Here is a 16,291-nt window from a genome sequence, read left to right as displayed (position 1 = left end):
TCCGTCCGACCACGGTTCGAAGAATATCAGTCGCCCAACTTGACCTCTTCACGTACGTCCGGCCCTACAGGGCGCTCGAGCGCTTTTTCGGCCTCCTCCAAGAGTTCCGGGGTCAGGTCGGTAGTCCGTGCCGGGAGAGGGGTGCCATCTCCCATCTCACCATTGGTCTCGATGTCTTCGATCAGCATCTTCATCTCGGCGATTTCCTTGACCTGCGCTTCGATGATCGAGTCTGCGAGCTTGCGAACACGCGGATCGGTGATCTCTGCTCGCGAACTTGTCAGAACGGCGATCGAGTGATGCGGGATCATCGCTGCCATGTATTCTTCATCGTTGACGGTCGCCTGGCTGCGAACCAGCCACAGCGCCACCGCGAAGGTCAGGGCACCGACGCCCAGGATGATCAAGTTCTTGGTCTTGTCCTTGTACATGCCCCACATGAAGAGAAGCATTACGATCATCATCATGCCGCCCATCACAAAAGTCATCCAGAAGCGGGTCTCGCTCCAGAATACGTGATCGAGCTCGTACGTATTTAGATACATCAGGCCGAACATGATCGCGGTCGAAGTGGCCACCATCGCCATGAAGCGCCAGTAATTGCCCCCACCGCCGTGGTGCTGCTGGTGATCCGGGTCCTGGTTATCGGCCATTCAATCCTCCTGCTGGCTCATGGTCTTGTATACGTACTGGGCCGTGCATCTGATCAGGATGAAACCCGTCAGCGACGCAATGCCTGCAATCTCCCTGAGGTGATCGGTCGGATAGATGCCTCCCAAGCCCACCGTCGTCACGGTGATCAAGGCGAAGTAATCGTAATCCATGGCCGACATGGCCGGTTCCTTTGCGAACCCGCCAAGCTTTTCCGATTGCCGTAGCCGCGATCATTTCTGACCTTCGGCCAATGTCGGAAGCCTTAGCCCACGCAGCCGCAAGGCATTGGCAATGACCGAGACCGACGAGAGGCTCATCGCGGCGGCTGCGATCATCGGATTGAGAAGGAGGCCGAAGGCAGGGAACAACACACCGGCTGCTACAGGGATACCGAGCGTGTTGTATCCAAAGGCGAACACCAGGTTCTGACGGATGTTCCGCATGGTGGCGCGCGACAGGACGATGGCTTGGAGTACACCGGTGAGGTCGCCGCGGACCAGAGTGACGCCGGCGCTCTCGATCGCGACATCGGTACCGGTTCCCATCGCGATGCCGACATCCGCAGCCGCCAGCGCAGGCGCATCGTTGATGCCATCCCCGGCCATAGCAACGCGCTTGCCTGAAGCCTTGAGAGCCTCGACCTTGCGATGCTTGTCTTCCGGCGAAACGTTGGCTTCGACCTCGTTGATACCGATCTGGCGCGCCACGGCTTCGGCAGTGGCGCGGCTATCCCCAGTGAGCATCACCACGTCGATTCCGCGCTCGTGCAGCGCCCGGATGGCCGCAGCGCTGGTCGACTTGATCGGGTCGGCGACCGCGATAAGTCCTGCCGGTGCACCATCGATGGCGACGAACATTACCGTCTGGCCCTGTGCGCGGCCTGCCTCTGCCGAACCGAGCCATTCCGGATCCTCGATACCCAGCCGACGCATGAGTTTCTCGTTGCCGATAGCAACCATGCGCGATCCTACGCGGGCTTCGACACCCTCACCGGTGGTGGACGAGAGATCCGACGCAGCTTGGAATGTCACTCCTCGTGCCTTGGCGCCTTCCACGATGGCGTGGGCGAGAGGATGTTCGCTTCCTGCTTCGACTGCTGCGACGGCGGAAAGGAAATCCGTTTCATCAAGACCATCGCGAGGGGTCACGGCTACGAGATCGGGTTTGCCCATTGTTAGCGTGCCGGTCTTGTCGACCACCAGCGTGTCGATCTTTTCAAGCGTCTCGAGCGCCTCGGCGTTGCGAATGAGGATGCCGTGCTGGGCGCCCTTGCCGGTGCCGGTCATGATCGACATCGGCGTAGCTAGTCCTAGCGCGCAAGGACAGGCGATGATGAGGACCGCAATCGCATTGACCAGTGCATAGGCCAGCGCCGGGAAAGGCCCCCAGATTGCCCAGACAATAAAGGTAACGACCGCTATCACGACCACTGCAGGCACGAACCAGGCCGCGACTTGGTCGGCCAGGCGCTGGATCGGTGCCCGGCTGCGCTGTGCCTCGGCAACCATCTGGACGATCTTGGACAGCATCGTATCCTTACCGACTGCGCCAGCGCGCATCACAAAGCCACCCGTCTGATTGACCGTTCCGCCGATCACCTGGTCGCCGACCTTCTTGGAAACCGGCAATGGCTCGCCGCTGATCATGGACTCGTCGATGGAGCTCGCGCCTTCGGTCACCTCGCCATCGACCGGTACCTTGTCACCCGGGCGGACGCGGAGCAGGTCACCGCTCGCCAAATGGTCGAGCGACACTTCGCGCTCGTCGCCGGCCCCGAATATCTTGACCGCTGTCGGCGGCGCGAGTTCTAGAAGCGCACGCAGCGCGCTCGATGTCGAGCCGCGCGCCCTGAGTTCAAGCACTTGGCCGAGCAGGACAAGTGTGGTGATGACCGCCGCCGCCTCGTAATAGACACCGACGTGGCCAGAGTGATCGCGGAAGGCGGGCGGGAATATATCGGGCAGGAGCGTCGCGACGAGGCTGAACAGAAAGGCAATCGCAACACCGAAACCGATCAAGGTGAACATGTTGAGATTGCGGGTCTTGATGGATTGCCACGCCCGCACGAAGAAAGGCCAGCCACCCCACAGCACCACCGGTGTAGCGAGAAACAGTTGGGCCCATTGCGCACTTGCCGGCTCGATCAGCCGGTCGAAGCTGATCCCGGGTACCATGTCGCTCATCGCGTAGACGAACAACGGCAAGGTGAAGAGCGTGCTGACCCAGAAGCGCCGCGTCATGTCGACGAGTTCGGGATCGGGTCCATCCTCCAGGCTGACCGTCTCGGGCTCCAGCGCCATACCGCAGATGGGGCAGCTTCCCGGTCCTACCTGGCGGATCTCGGGATGCATGGGACAGGTATAGATCGTCCCTTCGGGAACGTCCTCAACCTGATTGAGATGCGCGCCCGAAAGATAGTGCTCCGGGTCGGCTACGAACTTGTCCTTGCACCGCGCCGAACAGAAGTAGTGGGTCGCACCATCCTGCTCAGCGACATGTGTGGCGCCCTCGATCGTAACACTCATGCCGCAGACGGGATCGATCGCGCTGCCTTCCCCTCTCGCATCCTCCGTGTGATGGGTATCGCAACAGCTCATAGTCGGCCTCCTCTGCGTGGCAGGAGTGTGTGATCGAGATCAGGGATAGGACGCGAAAATCTCACGGCGGCCATTGCCGAAAGCGATGACCTGATAGGGCTGGGTCCGTCCCCCGGCTTCCATACCTGGCGAGCCGAGCGGCATACCTGCGACCGCCAGACCCTGGACCCATTCGGGCCTTTCAGCGAGCAGGCGCTCGACGTCAGTTGAAGGCACATGTCCTTCTATCACATAGCCGTCCGCGATCATCGTATGGCACGAACGCAAGTCATCTGGCACGCCGTGCTCAGTCTTTACCGACGCCATGTCGGGGTGATCGACCGTCTCGACCTCGTGCTTTTCACCGTGGCGCATATGCGCTGCCCAGGCTTCGCAGCATCCGCAACTGGGATCGCGGTACATGGTGAAGTTCGCAGCCTGAGCTGCGCCTGTGCATGCTACGAGAAGTGCAGTGCCGAGCACGGGCAGAAAGGGGCGGCGGGTCTTGTTTCCATTCGAGTTCATCAGTCGTGTCCCATGGTTTTCATGTCCTCTTCCGACATGTTCGACATGTCGTGCCCGGCATGCGGATCCGCAGCGGCCGTTGCGGTCGGGGCAGGTGCAGGTGTCGCCACAGGGGCAGGGCTGGCCTTGCGAGCCGAAGCAGTGGGCGATGAACTGGGCGAAGGAGCCTGGGTAGGAACGGCAATCGGCTCATCCGTTGCGGGCGTGGCCGTAACTTCGGGCTTGGTCGCAGCGGGAGAAGCGATCGTCGTCTCAGCCGCCGGCGCTCCATCATCGACCGGCATTTCGGGGTCACCGCATGCTGCAAGCGTCAACAGGCAGGAAGGCACAACAAGCAACTTTCCAGCGAATGCGAGGGTAACGGGACGCATGAGAGGTTCCTTTAGAGCTTAAGATGATTGAGTCCGTGGGCGAGCTCTCCACCCATGAAGCCTTGAACAATGAGCAATGCGGCAATCGGAAAAAGCAATGCGCGCAGAGCAGCGCGCGAACCTGAAGCGCGGTAAGCAATCCAGGCTGCTGCAATGCCCAGGACAGCAATCAGCATGCCGTTCCAGCGGTGGACTTGCATGACGAAATCGCCGCCGAACCACAGACCAGTGTGTATCCACCCGAAGAGGGCGGCGAGGACACCTCCCGCAGCGCCGCCAAAGATCATGATCCTTACGGCCGCTTCACGTTCGGGTGTACGGTGGGACATAACGAACAGCTCGGTAAGCGCGGCCATCAAGAAGAGCGCTATCGGAAAGTGGACCGTTGCCGGATGCAGGCTCTTGAGAACGCCGATGATACCTTCGCTCTGAGCCTGCTCGTCATCGTGACCTTCCACGGCTTCATTCGAAATCGCAGCGCTTCCCGTTGCCTCCATATCGTGCCCGGGCTGAGCATGGGCGACCTCGCTTGCCGCTGGACGCGCCTCTTCGCCGCCGTGCTTTTCGTCACCGTGCGCGAACGCAACCGTTGCCGAGAGGAAGAGGGCCAGGCTGGCGAAAAAGCGGAGAACGGAAGTCACCGCTTTGCCTTCTCGAACAGGTCGACCAGCTCGCTGAACTTCTGTTTCTGCTCGTCAGCGTCACCGCTGGCAATCGCGTCAGCCACACAGCACGCAGCATGGCGCTTGAGTATCTCGCTCTCGGCCCGACCCAGTGCGGCCTTTATTGCCTGCACCTGATTAAGGACGTCGATACAGTAGCGATCGTTCTCGATCATCTGCGCGACGCCGCGCACCTGTCCTTCGATCCTGCGAAGACGATTGACGATGCGGGAACCATCGGTTGCTGACACGTTTTGCACTCCATCTGCCGCAATACCCCGCGGGGTATCTTGCAATACTCCTGGGGGGTATATATGACAAGGGCCAAAGGAGTTGCAAGACCCATGTCCGAATTGCTGGTTTCACGTCGACGACTGTTAGGGGCTGGAGCGCTGGGCGCAGGTGCATTGGCCCTGCCTGCCTGGGCCCGCGGTGCCGATCTGCACGGTAATGAATCTATCCGCCCCGGTTTCGACGAGGTGTCGGGCCGCGACATCGCTCTGACAATCGGCGAAGGGCCTCGCGTCGTGCAGGGGCGTCGCGGACACGCGATCGCCGTCAACGGCAGCGTGCCGGGTCCGCTGGTTCGCCTCAAGGAAGGTCAGCCGGTTCGGCTCGCGGTCACGAACACGCTCGATGAAGACAGCTCGATCCACTGGCACGGCCTGCTGCTGCCTTTCCAGTTCGACGGCGTTCCCGGCGTCAGCTTCCCGGGGATCAAGCCGGGTGAGACATTCGTTTATGACATTCCCGCGCTGCGACAGAGCGGCACCTACTGGTGGCACAGTCACTCGGGGCTGCAGGAGCAGGCGGGGCACTACGGCCCGATCGTGGTCGAACCCGCCGCAACCGATCCGGTCCAGGCCGACCGCGATTACGTCCTGTTGCTGAGCGAATTCACCCCTCTCCATCCACATACCATCATGGACAAGCTCAAGAAGGGCGAAGGCTACTTCAATTACCAGCAGAATACCTGGACCGACGACTATCCCCTGTCGGGCGAGGACCGCAGGATGTGGGCGCGTATGCGCATGATGGCGACCGACATTCTGGACGTAACGGGTTCGACCTACACCTATCTCGCCAACGGGCGGGGACCGGAAGAAGGGTTGGAGTATCTCTTCAACCCCGGCGAACGGGTGCGGCTGCGCATAATCAACGGCAGCGCCATGACGTTCTTCAATGTTCGTATTCCCGGGGTTAAGTTCTGGGTGGTCGGCGCCGATGGCCAGAACGTGCGCCCGGTCGAAGTTGAAGAATTCCAGATAGGCACGGCAGAGACTTACGACATCGTTGTCGAGCCGACTGGCGAAGCCCGGACGATCATCGCCGAGAGCATGGACCGGTCAGGCATGGCTGTGGCCACTTTGGCATCCCGCCCCGGTGCGCGCGCAAGCGTACCGCCCCTGCGCGACCCGCCGCTGCTGACGATGGCGGACATGGGCATGAACCACGGGTCGGGCGGAATGGATCATGGCGGTGGTGACATGGCCGGGATGGACCATTCGGCCATGGGCCATGACATGCCATCGCAAGGAGCCGCTGCCGAGCCGATGGGCGGGATGGATATGAGCGGCATGAACATGCGTGACACGTCCAAGCTGCCTTCCGACGTAAGGATCGGCCCCGGTATCGACATGGTGTCGATGAACCCTGTCGATCGCATGGGCGATCCGGGTCTTGGCTTGGACAACGTACCCCACAAGGTCCTCAATTACAGGGATCTCGTTGCGCTCGAATCTAATGACGATTTGCGCCGCCCATCGCGTCAGATGGAAATCCATCTGACGGGCAACATGGAGCGCTACATGTGGTCGTTCGATGGCAAGAAGTTCACCGCCGTGAGCGACGATCCCATCCGCTTCGCCTACAATGAGCGTGTCCGGGTGAAGCTGGTCAATGACACGATGATGGCGCACCCGATCCATTTGCACGGGCACTTCTTCGAACTGGTCAACGGTGCACCTGCCGATCGCCAGCCGCAAAAGCATACCGTTATCGTGCAGCCCGGTGGCAGCGCTACCTTCGACCTTACCGCCGACGAAGAGGGCGACTGGGCCTTCCACTGCCACCTGCTCTATCACATGCACTCTGGCATGTTTCAGATCGTGACCGTCGCGCCGCGGGGCAACCAGCCCGATGTGAAGCGGGTGGGAGAAGACTGATGCGCCTGCTTGTCGCCATGCTCTTCGTGAGCACCGCCGCCCCCGCTATCGCACAGGACCATTCGGGCCACGCGATGCCTTCCGCGCAATCACCTGCTCAGACCGAATGCGAAAAAGAGGCCGAACGCCACCGCGCTATGGGCCATTCGGTGCCTGAGGGGGCGTGTGCGCCCAAAGCGCAACCAACCGAACCTGCGCAGGACGGCCATACCGGCATGGACCATTCTCAAATGGACCATTCCCAGATGGACCATAGTCAGATGCAGGGCATGGACCACTCCACCATGGATCATTCCAAGATGGAAGGCATGGACCATTCCGCGATGGGCCATAAAAACACGCAGCAACCCGAACAGACAACCATGGATCACGGTGCGATGGGGCACGGTACCATGGACATGACACCCATCCCGGAAGGGGCGCCTCCGGCTGCGGCAGGATCGGGTCCGCCACGCGCTGCCGATGCGATCTGGGGTGCCGATGCCATGCGAGCCTCGCGCAATGCCCTTCGCACTGAGAACGGCGGCATGAAGGTGTTCTGGTTCCAGGGCGACCGCGCTGAATATCGCGCGCGAGAAGATAGCGATGGCTATCTTTGGGACGTGCAGGGCTACTACGGTGGCGATACCGACAAATTCTGGTTCAAGAGCGAGGGCGAAGGCGCCTTCGGGGAACAGTTGGAGTCCGCCGAGATACAGGGACTTTGGAGCCACGCGATCGGACCGTGGTGGGATCTTCAGGTTGGCGTCCGGCAGGATCTGACCGGTCCCGAGCGCACCCATGCCGTCATCGGTGTGCAGGGTTTGGCACCCTATACTTTTGAACTCGATGCAGCCGCTTTTCTGTCAAACAAGGGCGACCTGACTGCAAGTGTAGAAGGCGAGCTTGACCAGCGCATCACGCAGCGCCTTCTCCTGCAACCTCGGGCTGAGGTAAGTCTTTCTGCTCAGGACATTCCCGAGCTCGGCATCGGTGCGGGCCTGGATTCGGTCGAACTGGGGCTGCGCCTCCGTTACGAAATCGCTCGCGAGTTCGCCCCGTACATCGGGGTAGAGCAGGAATGGAAAGTTGGCCAGAGCGCGGACTATGCGCGTCTCGCAGGGGAAGATCCCAGCGTGACAAACTACGTCGTCGGTGTCCGATTCTGGTTCTAAAGAGAGGACTACAATGAAGTTTGTATATTTTGCGGCTTCGGCTGCAGCCGCACTCGCTGTAGTGCCTGTTGCGGCTCAAGCTCAGCACTCCGATCATTCGGCACACGACACACACGGCGATGTCCAGGACGCGCTCGAGCAAGATGCGCAAGCAACGCTCGTCGCCTACCGAGACGCCTTGGTCGCGCGAGACGAGGCCGCCATGAGAGCGCTGTTCGCAGACGATTCCATGGTGTTTGAGAACGGCAAAGCTGAAGGCTCCTTTGCGCAGTACATGGAGCATCATCTCGGCCCCGAACTGGGCGAGATCACCGAGTTCACTTTCACAAATCCGACGGTGAATGTCCGGATGGTCGGCCATGTAGCGTTAGGCCATGAAACCTATCGATACCGGATTGCCCTTAAGGACGGCCGCGTGATCGAGCGAGACGGGGTCGCCACGTCCGTCCTGACTCACGGGCACAGCGCATGGAAAATCGCCCAGTATCACTCCTCGTCCCGCGCCCCGCGTCCGAACTGATCAGGCAGTCGATTTTAAGATGGCAATTCAACGGTCGCGTAAGCTTCGGCTGCATATCTTCGGTAGCAAAGTCCACAAATGGCTGGCCGTCTTCGTAGGCGTGCAAGCTCTGTTGTGGATGGCCACCGGCACACTCATGTCTTATCTGAAGATTGAGCACGTCCGCTCCGAGCACGTCATCTCGCGCGAGCCTGCGCCATTAAGCACTAACGCGGCACTGCCCGCATGGGCGTCAAATGGCGGAGATCTGGTCTCGGTCACGACTAAAATGATCAACGCTAGACCGATGGTGGAGCTGCGCCGTTCGGACGGCACCACAAGCCTTCATGACCCTTCCACCGGACGGCTCCTCTCGCCCCTACCGCGCGAGACTGCAGAGGCAATTGCCTTGAATGCCTGGTCTGGGCCCAAGGCTACCATCAAGGGGACCACTTCGGTTGCGAAGCCAGTCGGCACCGAATTCAGCGGTCCTTTCCCGGCGTGGCAGGTGCAATTCGGTGACCCGGATGCAACGCGTCTCTATATCGACGCGTCCAATGGCGCCCTACTGGCTGCGAGAAGCGACACATGGCGCTTCTTCGATTTCATATGGGGGCTCCACATCATGGATTGGAACGAGAGGCATCGGATCAATAGCTGGTGGTTGCTATTGTTCGGCATTGGCGGGACCGTCATTGCTGTCTCCGGCTTCGTGCTTCTTGCCAACCGCTTTCCCAAACTACGTCGTCCCCGCGCAAGGCGAGCGTAATTCGCTGCGTCCGGCACACCATTAGAACCCAAACTCTTCGGTCTGCTTAGCTAGTTTATTTGTACAAGAGCCGACGGTCCGCTTCCGGCCCCAAAGCGGTCACGAGAAGAACACTGTTCTGCTATGAGTCCTAGACGCATCCGATCCTATCCATTAGCGGGCCTGCGGTGCGGCGTGGCGCATCTTTCATGGATTCGACCCCATGCCTCCGTCTCGTCGCACACCTTCACCGCCAACCGTTAGACGCTGGCAGTCCTAACGTGTTTTCTCCGCCCATTCGAATGACCAGTCAGGCTACGGTTCGCCCGCCCTCGTGAACCGGTGTGGTGCGATGAAGCGCTCTTCCGCTTCGATCATCGCGGACTAAGATTAGACGCCTTTGCGTAGGCGGTGAATGAGTTATTCCGACCCCCTACAAAAATCGTCAGGGGGCATCGTTTAGTCGATCGATCAGTTCGGCGATCCGCTCTAACGCTTCTCGCGTTTCACCCTTGTATTTCGCCGCATCGAAACGGACATAGTCACCCACCGAGGGATGCGCGAGGTAGGCTACCGCCGCTTGGCGGTACGCCATCATGGCCTGAAGCAGATCACTCATCGCAGAGTCATCGCCAGCGGCGGCTGCTTCAGCGCAGACGGCTACGTCTCGTGCTTTCGAAGCAAGCGACTTGAGTTTCTGTTCCACTGATTTCGTTTTTCCGGTGTTTCACCCTACAGCATGGTCCGCCCCAAACTCGCTTCTGTCAATGGATGCCCCCCGTCGTGGGAAGATGCGGAAGCTAGAGTGCCTAGTGCGCCTTACGAGATGAGGTTGCCGTCTCCGTTTCTCTTCGGCACTTCTCCCGATTGGGACGGCCGGTCTGCTTGGTTCGGAACGACAAATACTGTCCGATATACTGGAAATTAAACTGCGTCCGAAAGCAGCTTGGCATGAGGGTCAATGATGAGACAGTGGGAAGGCTACGCCTCCCCACTGTGAAGGTTAGAAGCGGTAACCGAGGCCGACAACGAGCTGATGGCGTTCCAGGTCGATTTCGCCGAATGCATTGGGATCGATACTCTCACCGTCGTATTCGACATCACCGTCTGAATAGTTGGTGTAACGGTACTCGAGCTTTCCGTAGGCAGCGCCAAAGGAATATTCGTAGCCACCCCCGAAGCGCAGGCCGCTGAAGGAAATGTCGGCGCTATCGGATTCGGTGACGCCGTCGATAGTGGCGCTGCCATCCAGATCGATATTGGTGTGGGCGAAACCGGCCTTGGCATAGATCAAGCCGTTCCCGAACATCGTGCCGATGCGGGCGCCGCCATAGAGGTTCACGCCGTCCTCGAGGCTGACAGTCAGCTCGTCCGCTCCATCGGTGAAGGTCTCTTCAGCGCCATTGCCGGAGCTTGCGATTTCGCCTTCGATACCGACGACGAGACCGACGCTCTGGAAGTCGTAGCCAACCGCCGCACCGTAGAAGATGTCTTCGGAATTGCCGTCGAAATCTTCGCCATCGATGCCCGCGTCGAAACGGTCATAACCTACGAGAACTTCGGCGCGCGGTCCGTCGAATGCTTTGACCTCTTGTGCAGCGGCAGGCGCGGCGATCGCGGCGCAGGTAAGTGCTGCGAGAATTGCAGTCTTCTTCATGATTTCCCTCCGTTGAACCCGCCAGGGCAGGCTCGCGGCAAATAAACGCAAGTCCGCATCGGGAATTGTAGGAAAGCGACGGTGCCGAAAAATAGCGGACACCTTTATCGCCGCCACTTATCCTGCGTACGCTCGACCGCAATCTCACCCGAATATCCGACACACAGCGACCTCGCCTCTTCCGGCGTGCCGACCTGCCATCTCTCGTAGTCTCCAGCGCGCAGTATAACCGGCATTCGGCTGTGAACCACCGACGCCGCACCCACCGCATCGGTCATCACCATCGAATAGCATTCGCCCCATTCTTCGCTGCCGCGCCAGATCCCCGCAGCGGCAAAAATCGGCTTATCGGGCAGCCTCAGCCAGGTCCGCGTCATCGCGCCTTTCGGTCCCTCCGCCTCGGCCCATGCGGTCAGCGGGATCAGGCAGCGCCGCTCCTCGAAGCTATAGCGCCACATGAAGCTGTCGAGCTTGTCGGTGCGCGCATTGTTGACCGGCTTGGGTTTCAGCGGCTTGCCGGTCTTCTTGCTCTTGAGCACGAGCGGGAAGCCCCAGATCATCGAGCGCACTCTTCCGCCTGCTATCACAGCACCGGGGTAGCCGGGATAGACCTCGCTTCCGAGATTGGCCCCGGCCATATCGTTGCGAGCGGCGAACCATTCGGCGACCTCGCCAGCGCTCTTGTCCAGTCGATAGAGATTGCACATTTCTGATCTTCTACTGCGCGGCGAATGCAAAATCACCTTCCCATAGTGTTCCGCTTATGTTCTGCTAAAGGTTCGCCACCGATTCGGAACCAAGTCCCATGCGCCGCCCAGAAACTGTCGAATGCCTCTACCTCGATTTTGACGGGTTTTTCGCCAGTGTAGAACAGCAAATCCACCCGCACCTTCGCGGCAGGCCTGTAGGCGTTACCCCCTTCAAGGGTGACGGCAACCGCACGGTCATTGCGTGTTCGAAAGAAGCCAAGGCCTTTGGCGTGTCCAACGTCATGGACATCGGCGAGGCGCGGCGCATCTGCCCGGACCTGATACTGGTTCCGCAAACCCCCGCGATGTATCGCCGCGCCCATAATGCGCTGCTGTCCGAGATCGAAAGCGTGGTGCCGATTGCGGCCATCAAGTCGATCGACGAACTCACCTGCGACCTTGATCCCGACCAGCGCGGCGATCCGCACGACATCGCCGCGCGCATCAAGGCGACCATTCGCGAGAATATCGGCGACCAGATTACCTGCTCGATAGGCTTTGCCGCCAACCGCCAGCTGGCCAAGATCGCCTGCAAGATGGACAAGCCGAACGGGGTGACCGTCTGGCACCCGGCTGACATGCCCGGCCCGCTTTTCGCTACCGCCTTCGGGGATATCCCCGGCGTTGGTTCACGCATGGAGCAGCGGCTCGCCAAGGCGGGTATCTTCACGGTCGAAGACCTCTATCGAACCAGTCCGAAGCAGATGCGCAGCCTGTGGTCCAATGTCTCAGGCGAACGGCTCTGGTATGCGCTCCATGGTTACGATGTCAGGGCGCCGGAATCGAAACGCGGCATGTTCGGTCATGGGCGTGTCCTGCCACCGGACAGCCGCACCCTGCCGCGAGCGCGGGAGGTCTGCCGGTTCCTGCTGATCAAGGCTGCCCGGCGGCTCAGGAGGGAGTATTTCTACGCGGCGGGCCTGAACCTTCACCTTTCGCTCAAGCATCGCCGCTGGGCGCGCAGCATCAGTCTTCCCATTGTGCATGACGACCAGGCGGTGCTCGAAGGGTTGAACACGCTCTGGCGGCAACTCGAAAGCGAAACCGGGAAGGGCGAGATTGCCTACAAGGTCGGGGTCTATCTCTACGACCTGTCGCCGGCGAACGTGCGCCAGCTCGATTTCCTGCTGGAGGACGATTGCGAACGGCTCAAATGGGAGCGGATCAACGAGGCCGTCGATCGCCTCAATGCCAAATACGGCAAGACGGTAGCGAGCCTCGGCTTCATCCCGCGCAAGAACCTCGACAATATCGGCGGGAAGATCAGCTACACCCGCATCCCCGCAGCCGAGGATTTCTGGTGATGAGTGGCTGGAAGACCAGGCTGCGCGTGAGCGACCTTGCCGATGACGACCGGCTCGAGCTTCTGTGCCGGAAGTGCGGGCAGTCCCGTTACCTGGTGAAAGCCGAACTGGAGGCGCGCAAGGCGGATCAACTGTATCTAGACGAGGTCGAACGCCGCGCCATGTGCCGGGTGTTCGGGTGCAAAGGCCGGATGAGGATGGCGCTCATTCGCAGCCACAAGGTCAGCGCTTTCGTTGGCGGTATGGCGTGAATTCACGCGGCGTTGTTGCTACATCCGGAAAGAGCGGTTGTGGGCTCTAATCGCTGTCATCATCAGAAGTACGGATCCGAATCTCAGCTGGAGGCCGAACCGGAGTAGCTTCTTCTGTAGCATCGGCTGCTGCGGCAGCATTTGCTTCCGGACTGCCAGGAATGAACGTCGCCGTCACTGGCTTAGGCGCGAGGCTGGCACCTTCAGGAAGCGCAACGGGTAGATCGTCCTCCAAAGTTGCCGTAAGTTCACGACCTTGCGGGATGACGCCGCTCTTGCCAGTGATGAAACCAGCAAAAACGCCTGCAAGGATCACTCCACCGACCGTTGCCAGCGTTGCCCCGTCACCTTCCTGGCGGTATGTTCCGTCAATGTCGATGCGGCGCCCGCCCATTTCGAGATACTCAAGCTCGATGTCCATTTTGCCTGATTTCCCAAATGCACCACGGCTGGTCAGCCAGGTGATGCGACCAATGGCTTTGGTGCCCTTCGGAATAACAACGTACTCACCAAGCATAACGGGTGCAGCGACAGTCAAACCGAACTGGTCACCTTCCTCCCATCCGCGGCCTTTCGTTGTTACCATCTGACTCATCACTAGTGGGATTTCTGTACCTGCCGGAAGCACCGTGGCTGGTTGTTCCGGAGCTCGCACGGCTTGAACCGGTAGCGGAGCCTCTTGAGCCGCAAGCGGCATGGCGAAGAGAGCGGTCGAAGCCGCGAGAATGGCTTTAAACATGAATTCCCCCTCATGGCACCGCTCCCCCCTTGGAACGATTGCCACACCGAAGGTGCGAGAGAACTCCGGAAAAATCCAGCCAATTCGCCTTGGACGCTCCAAAATCAGATGGGCAATCGAAGGATCGCCGGATCGAGAGCGCACGATCCAGTGCGTGCTTGGATAAGAACTGGTATCAGAGCGCTATATTCTCGTTGTGGCGAAGCATCGGTGGAGCGAGGAAGCGAGTCAGTAAGATTTGGAGAATTTATCTAGGCTTCTGCTGTCGAGCCTCACCGAACTCGTCAGACATATAGCATCTCGGCTATGCCCACCGAATTCCCCTGGCAGAATTGGGGCCGCTAGCGGACTGACCGCTCTTAGCTGCAATTCGACATAAGCGGACGTTACTGTTTCGTCAGTTTACTCTAATCACGAAGCGTATCGAGAGCTCAAAGGCGCCGCGGTCTTGGCCTTTCTTGTTGTGATTTGATTGGCAGAAACAATGCCTTTAACATTTTCATCTAGACGGCACTCTTGGCCGCATTCTGGGGGCATTGATGCAAATTCTGGTGGACCTCCACCTAGTCGTGTTCGGCTTACTCAGCGCGCTAGCCGCCATCTGCGTAGCTGTTCACATCGCTTTGAAAGCTGGCTCGGCGTTGGCTTGGCTCGCTGCGACACTTGCCTGCGTCGGAGCGGAGACGCTCGTCTTCCGCTATGCAGCTCAGTCCGACGCGGGGATTGCAGCCATAAGCTTACTGGTTCCCCTAGCCTATCTTTGTGCGGGCAATGCCATCCGGCAAAGCCTCAAGCTCGAAATCGCGAATGGTAGGCAGCTATGGGTATTTGCCGGCTTGATAGGTCTTTCTTTGCTAATGATCCCAGCGGGAGCGCCCATTTTCTATCAATGCATCCCTTTCCAGCTTGCTGGCGTTTACATCTTTTACGAGGCAATCCGGATCCAGATGCGCCAGCGCTACCGAAGTCTGATCGACAACGCCCTATTGCTTCTCTGTTTCTGTTCGATGATCGGTGTTGCGATCCGCGCTCCAATGTTTCCTCTTCTGCTCGGCGAACCAACCCCGTTTCAGGTGATGAACGTAGATATATTCGAAAGCATTTTCATCAATGCGCTCAGCTTACTGACCTCGGGTCTGGCCATCCTGCTGGTCGCAAAGATCGTGGCAAACGTCATCGCGTTACACAAACATCGGGCAGAGCACGACGATCTGACCGGCCTCCTCAATCGCCGAATGTTCGATGAGGTCGCTAAACAGGTTGAAGAGGTAGCGGGCTCGGTCGTTATGTGCGACATTGACCGCTTCAAGACGGTCAATGATGTACACGGCCACCAGGTCGGAGACGATGTTATCCGAACCTTTGCATTTATATTGACGCTCTATGGCGACTATGCGGGTCGTATGGGAGGGGAAGAATTTGCCCTTCTTTTAGTCGATACTCCTCAGGAAGAAGCCGCTCTCATTGCCGAAGCAATCCGATTGGAGTTCCATCAATTCCGTCACCCTGCGATCGGCGAGGAAGCAGCACTCAGCGCGAGTTTCGGAGTCGCGAGTTTTGGGGGCGGACAAAATATGAAGACTGCTTTCCAACAAGCAGACAAGGCACTTTATCGCGCCAAGAAGAGAGGGCGCAACCAAGTGTGTAGAGAGGAAACGAGCTCATCGGTCCGATCGGGTCTGGAAAAGGCCGCCTGAAAGATCGGACGGCTCTGGGGCCGTAAGCGGGAAGTCTGCCTTTGGAACCAGTTTGGGACGAGCAGAAGCTGAAAGCCGGTCTGTTTTGTACCTCTAGTGAGTACTAAGGGAATCCTGCCGATCGTCACCGACGGGCAACCTGAAGCTCGTCTGCAACTAATTCGGTTTGATCATCGACAAAGCTTCTTCCAAATCTTCCTGCGAGATAGGCTTACTTAAAATACCGACCACTCGGTCCGCATAATCCTCGGCAAGCTCTCTTTGTCCGGTGACAAATATGGATGGCACTCCTTTCCCACGGAGCCATTTCGCCGCTTCGGGTCCAGTCCGACCATCTACAAGATCGATATCAATGAGCGCACAGTCGGCAGAGAGCTCAGAGACTTTCTTGAGTTCGCTGAAACTGCTGAGAGTCAGCATGGGCACATGACCCAAGTCTTCGATAAGCTGCTCAAGATGGAAGGCTATGAGTGGGTTATCTTCGAGACAAAGCACCCGGAGCGACCTATTTGTAGATTCTAGCATGAAGCATGCAACGAA

The 16,291-nt window shown here is 59.2% G+C and carries 19 protein-coding genes; 7 read left to right on the top strand and 12 right to left on the bottom strand.

The window, feature by feature from the left end; genetic code table 11:
- Positions 1-26: 26 nt before the first annotated feature.
- Genes K3180_RS04920 through K3180_RS04890 form a run of 7 tightly spaced genes read right to left on the bottom strand, consistent with a single transcriptional unit; the run spans position 27 to position 5,039 of the window.
- A complete protein-coding gene (locus K3180_RS04920; protein ID WP_221538606.1) occupies positions 27-653 on the bottom strand; it encodes a DUF305 domain-containing protein in 627 nt (208 codons plus the stop codon).
- The gene (locus K3180_RS04915) at positions 654-824 is read right to left on the bottom strand and encodes an ion channel (RefSeq protein ID WP_247710319.1); all 171 of its coding nucleotides are present in this window, start codon (positions 822-824) and stop codon (positions 654-656) included.
- Positions 825-884: 60 nt separating this feature from the next.
- A complete protein-coding gene (locus K3180_RS04910; RefSeq protein WP_221538604.1) occupies positions 885-3,251 on the bottom strand; it encodes a heavy metal translocating P-type ATPase in 2,367 nt (788 codons plus the stop codon).
- Between the two features lie 39 nt (positions 3,252-3,290).
- A complete protein-coding gene (locus K3180_RS04905) occupies positions 3,291-3,755 on the bottom strand; it encodes a DUF411 domain-containing protein (protein ID WP_221538602.1) in 465 nt (154 codons plus the stop codon).
- Positions 3,755-4,126: a hypothetical protein gene (locus K3180_RS04900; RefSeq protein ID WP_221538600.1), complete on the bottom strand. Its 372-nt coding sequence runs from the start codon at positions 4,124-4,126 to the stop codon at positions 3,755-3,757. Before K3180_RS04900 ends, K3180_RS04905 begins: the two co-directional genes overlap by 1 nt.
- A gap of 11 nt (positions 4,127-4,137) precedes the next feature.
- Entirely contained in the window at positions 4,138-4,767 is a 630-nt protein-coding gene (locus K3180_RS04895; RefSeq protein WP_345719425.1) for a DUF2231 domain-containing protein, read from the bottom strand.
- Positions 4,764-5,039 (bottom strand): metal-sensitive transcriptional regulator, encoded by a 276-nt coding sequence (locus K3180_RS04890; RefSeq protein WP_221538598.1) that lies wholly within the window; start codon positions 5,037-5,039, stop codon positions 4,764-4,766. The genes K3180_RS04895 and K3180_RS04890 overlap by 4 nt, the downstream gene beginning before the upstream one ends.
- A gap of 93 nt (positions 5,040-5,132) precedes the next feature.
- Here K3180_RS04890 and K3180_RS04885 point away from each other — a divergent pair, with 93 nt between their 5' ends.
- From K3180_RS04885 to K3180_RS04870, 4 genes are read left to right on the top strand one after another with little or no spacing between them, the layout of a single operon-like run.
- On the top strand, positions 5,133-6,953 hold the full coding sequence (locus K3180_RS04885; RefSeq protein ID WP_221538593.1) for a copper resistance system multicopper oxidase: 1,821 nt from the start codon (positions 5,133-5,135) through the stop codon (positions 6,951-6,953).
- A complete protein-coding gene (locus tag K3180_RS04880; protein ID WP_221538591.1) occupies positions 6,953-8,107 on the top strand; it encodes a copper resistance protein B in 1,155 nt (384 codons plus the stop codon). The genes K3180_RS04885 and K3180_RS04880 overlap by 1 nt, the downstream gene beginning before the upstream one ends.
- A 13-nt stretch (positions 8,108-8,120) precedes the next feature.
- Entirely contained in the window at positions 8,121-8,627 is a 507-nt protein-coding gene (locus tag K3180_RS04875) for a YybH family protein (protein WP_221538589.1), read from the top strand.
- Positions 8,628-8,646: 19 nt separating this feature from the next.
- Positions 8,647-9,375: a PepSY domain-containing protein gene (locus K3180_RS04870; protein ID WP_221538587.1), complete on the top strand. Its 729-nt coding sequence runs from the start codon at positions 8,647-8,649 to the stop codon at positions 9,373-9,375.
- A 424-nt stretch (positions 9,376-9,799) separates the two neighbouring features.
- On the opposite strand, the gene K3180_RS04865 is transcribed toward K3180_RS04870, so the two are convergent.
- From K3180_RS04865 to K3180_RS04855, 3 genes are all read right to left on the bottom strand, one after another.
- Positions 9,800-9,973, bottom strand: a complete 174-nt coding sequence (locus tag K3180_RS04865; RefSeq protein ID WP_221538585.1) for a hypothetical protein — start codon at positions 9,971-9,973, stop codon at positions 9,800-9,802.
- Between the two features lie 384 nt (positions 9,974-10,357).
- Positions 10,358-11,011, bottom strand: coding sequence for an outer membrane protein (locus K3180_RS04860; RefSeq protein ID WP_221538583.1), 654 nt, complete (start codon positions 11,009-11,011; stop codon positions 10,358-10,360).
- 104 nt (positions 11,012-11,115) lie between these two features.
- Positions 11,116-11,718: an SOS response-associated peptidase gene (locus K3180_RS04855; RefSeq protein ID WP_221538581.1), complete on the bottom strand. Its 603-nt coding sequence runs from the start codon at positions 11,716-11,718 to the stop codon at positions 11,116-11,118.
- A 98-nt stretch (positions 11,719-11,816) separates the two neighbouring features.
- On the opposite strand from K3180_RS04855, the gene K3180_RS04850 reads away from it, so the two are divergent.
- Both K3180_RS04850 and K3180_RS04845 read left to right on the top strand, forming a co-directional pair.
- Entirely contained in the window at positions 11,817-13,064 is a 1,248-nt protein-coding gene (locus K3180_RS04850; RefSeq protein ID WP_221538579.1) for a Y-family DNA polymerase, read from the top strand.
- The gene (locus K3180_RS04845; RefSeq protein WP_221538578.1) at positions 13,064-13,315 is read left to right on the top strand and encodes a hypothetical protein; all 252 of its coding nucleotides are present in this window, start codon (positions 13,064-13,066) and stop codon (positions 13,313-13,315) included. The genes K3180_RS04850 and K3180_RS04845 overlap by 1 nt, the downstream gene beginning before the upstream one ends.
- Positions 13,316-13,361: 46 nt before the next feature.
- Here the strand turns inward: K3180_RS04845 and K3180_RS04840 are convergent, their stop codons facing one another.
- Positions 13,362-14,054, bottom strand: a complete 693-nt coding sequence (locus tag K3180_RS04840) for a TrbI/VirB10 family protein (protein WP_221538576.1) — start codon at positions 14,052-14,054, stop codon at positions 13,362-13,364.
- Between the two features lie 539 nt (positions 14,055-14,593).
- On the opposite strand from K3180_RS04840, the gene K3180_RS04835 reads away from it, so the two are divergent.
- Positions 14,594-15,751, top strand: a complete 1,158-nt coding sequence (locus K3180_RS04835; RefSeq protein ID WP_221538574.1) for a GGDEF domain-containing protein — start codon at positions 14,594-14,596, stop codon at positions 15,749-15,751.
- A 156-nt stretch (positions 15,752-15,907) separates the two neighbouring features.
- Here K3180_RS04835 and K3180_RS04830 read toward each other — a convergent pair whose 3' ends face one another.
- Positions 15,908-16,276 (bottom strand): response regulator, encoded by a 369-nt coding sequence (locus K3180_RS04830; RefSeq protein ID WP_247710316.1) that lies wholly within the window; start codon positions 16,274-16,276, stop codon positions 15,908-15,910.
- Positions 16,277-16,291: the final 15 nt, after the last annotated feature.

The sequence above is a fragment of the Qipengyuania huizhouensis genome, from assembly GCF_019711635.1.
Taxonomy (GTDB): Bacteria; Pseudomonadota; Alphaproteobacteria; order Sphingomonadales; family Sphingomonadaceae; genus Qipengyuania; species Qipengyuania huizhouensis.
Note: the sequence above shows the minus strand (reverse complement) of the source record. Positions and strands in the feature narration are given on the sequence as shown.

Excerpts from the sequence above, each read along its gene's own strand:
- K3180_RS04855 (WP_221538581.1), bottom strand. The coding sequence starts at position 11,718 with ATGTGCAATCTCTATCGACTGGACAAGAGCGCTGGCGAGGTCGCCGAA.
- K3180_RS04885 (WP_221538593.1), top strand. The coding sequence starts at position 5,133 with ATGTCCGAATTGCTGGTTTCACGTCGACGACTGTTAGGGGCTGGAGCG.
- K3180_RS04920 (WP_221538606.1), bottom strand. The coding sequence starts at position 653 with ATGGCCGATAACCAGGACCCGGATCACCAGCAGCACCACGGCGGTGGG.
- K3180_RS04880 (WP_221538591.1), top strand. The coding sequence starts at position 6,953 with ATGCGCCTGCTTGTCGCCATGCTCTTCGTGAGCACCGCCGCCCCCGCT.
- K3180_RS04905 (WP_221538602.1), bottom strand. The coding sequence starts at position 3,755 with ATGAACTCGAATGGAAACAAGACCCGCCGCCCCTTTCTGCCCGTGCTC.
- K3180_RS04860 (WP_221538583.1), bottom strand. The coding sequence starts at position 11,011 with ATGAAGAAGACTGCAATTCTCGCAGCACTTACCTGCGCCGCGATCGCC.
- K3180_RS04830 (WP_247710316.1), bottom strand. The coding sequence starts at position 16,276 with ATGCTAGAATCTACAAATAGGTCGCTCCGGGTGCTTTGTCTCGAAGAT.
- K3180_RS04910 (WP_221538604.1), bottom strand. The coding sequence starts at position 3,251 with ATGAGCTGTTGCGATACCCATCACACGGAGGATGCGAGAGGGGAAGGC.
- K3180_RS04835 (WP_221538574.1), top strand. The coding sequence starts at position 14,594 with ATGCAAATTCTGGTGGACCTCCACCTAGTCGTGTTCGGCTTACTCAGC.
- K3180_RS04870 (WP_221538587.1), top strand. The coding sequence starts at position 8,647 with ATGGCAATTCAACGGTCGCGTAAGCTTCGGCTGCATATCTTCGGTAGC.
- K3180_RS04865 (WP_221538585.1), bottom strand. The coding sequence starts at position 9,973 with ATGAGTGATCTGCTTCAGGCCATGATGGCGTACCGCCAAGCGGCGGTA.
- K3180_RS04915 (WP_247710319.1), bottom strand. The coding sequence starts at position 824 with ATGGATTACGATTACTTCGCCTTGATCACCGTGACGACGGTGGGCTTG.
- K3180_RS04840 (WP_221538576.1), bottom strand. The coding sequence starts at position 14,054 with ATGTTTAAAGCCATTCTCGCGGCTTCGACCGCTCTCTTCGCCATGCCG.
- K3180_RS04850 (WP_221538579.1), top strand. The coding sequence starts at position 11,817 with ATGCGCCGCCCAGAAACTGTCGAATGCCTCTACCTCGATTTTGACGGG.
- K3180_RS04845 (WP_221538578.1), top strand. The coding sequence starts at position 13,064 with ATGAGTGGCTGGAAGACCAGGCTGCGCGTGAGCGACCTTGCCGATGAC.
- K3180_RS04900 (WP_221538600.1), bottom strand. The coding sequence starts at position 4,126 with ATGCGTCCCGTTACCCTCGCATTCGCTGGAAAGTTGCTTGTTGTGCCT.
- K3180_RS04875 (WP_221538589.1), top strand. The coding sequence starts at position 8,121 with ATGAAGTTTGTATATTTTGCGGCTTCGGCTGCAGCCGCACTCGCTGTA.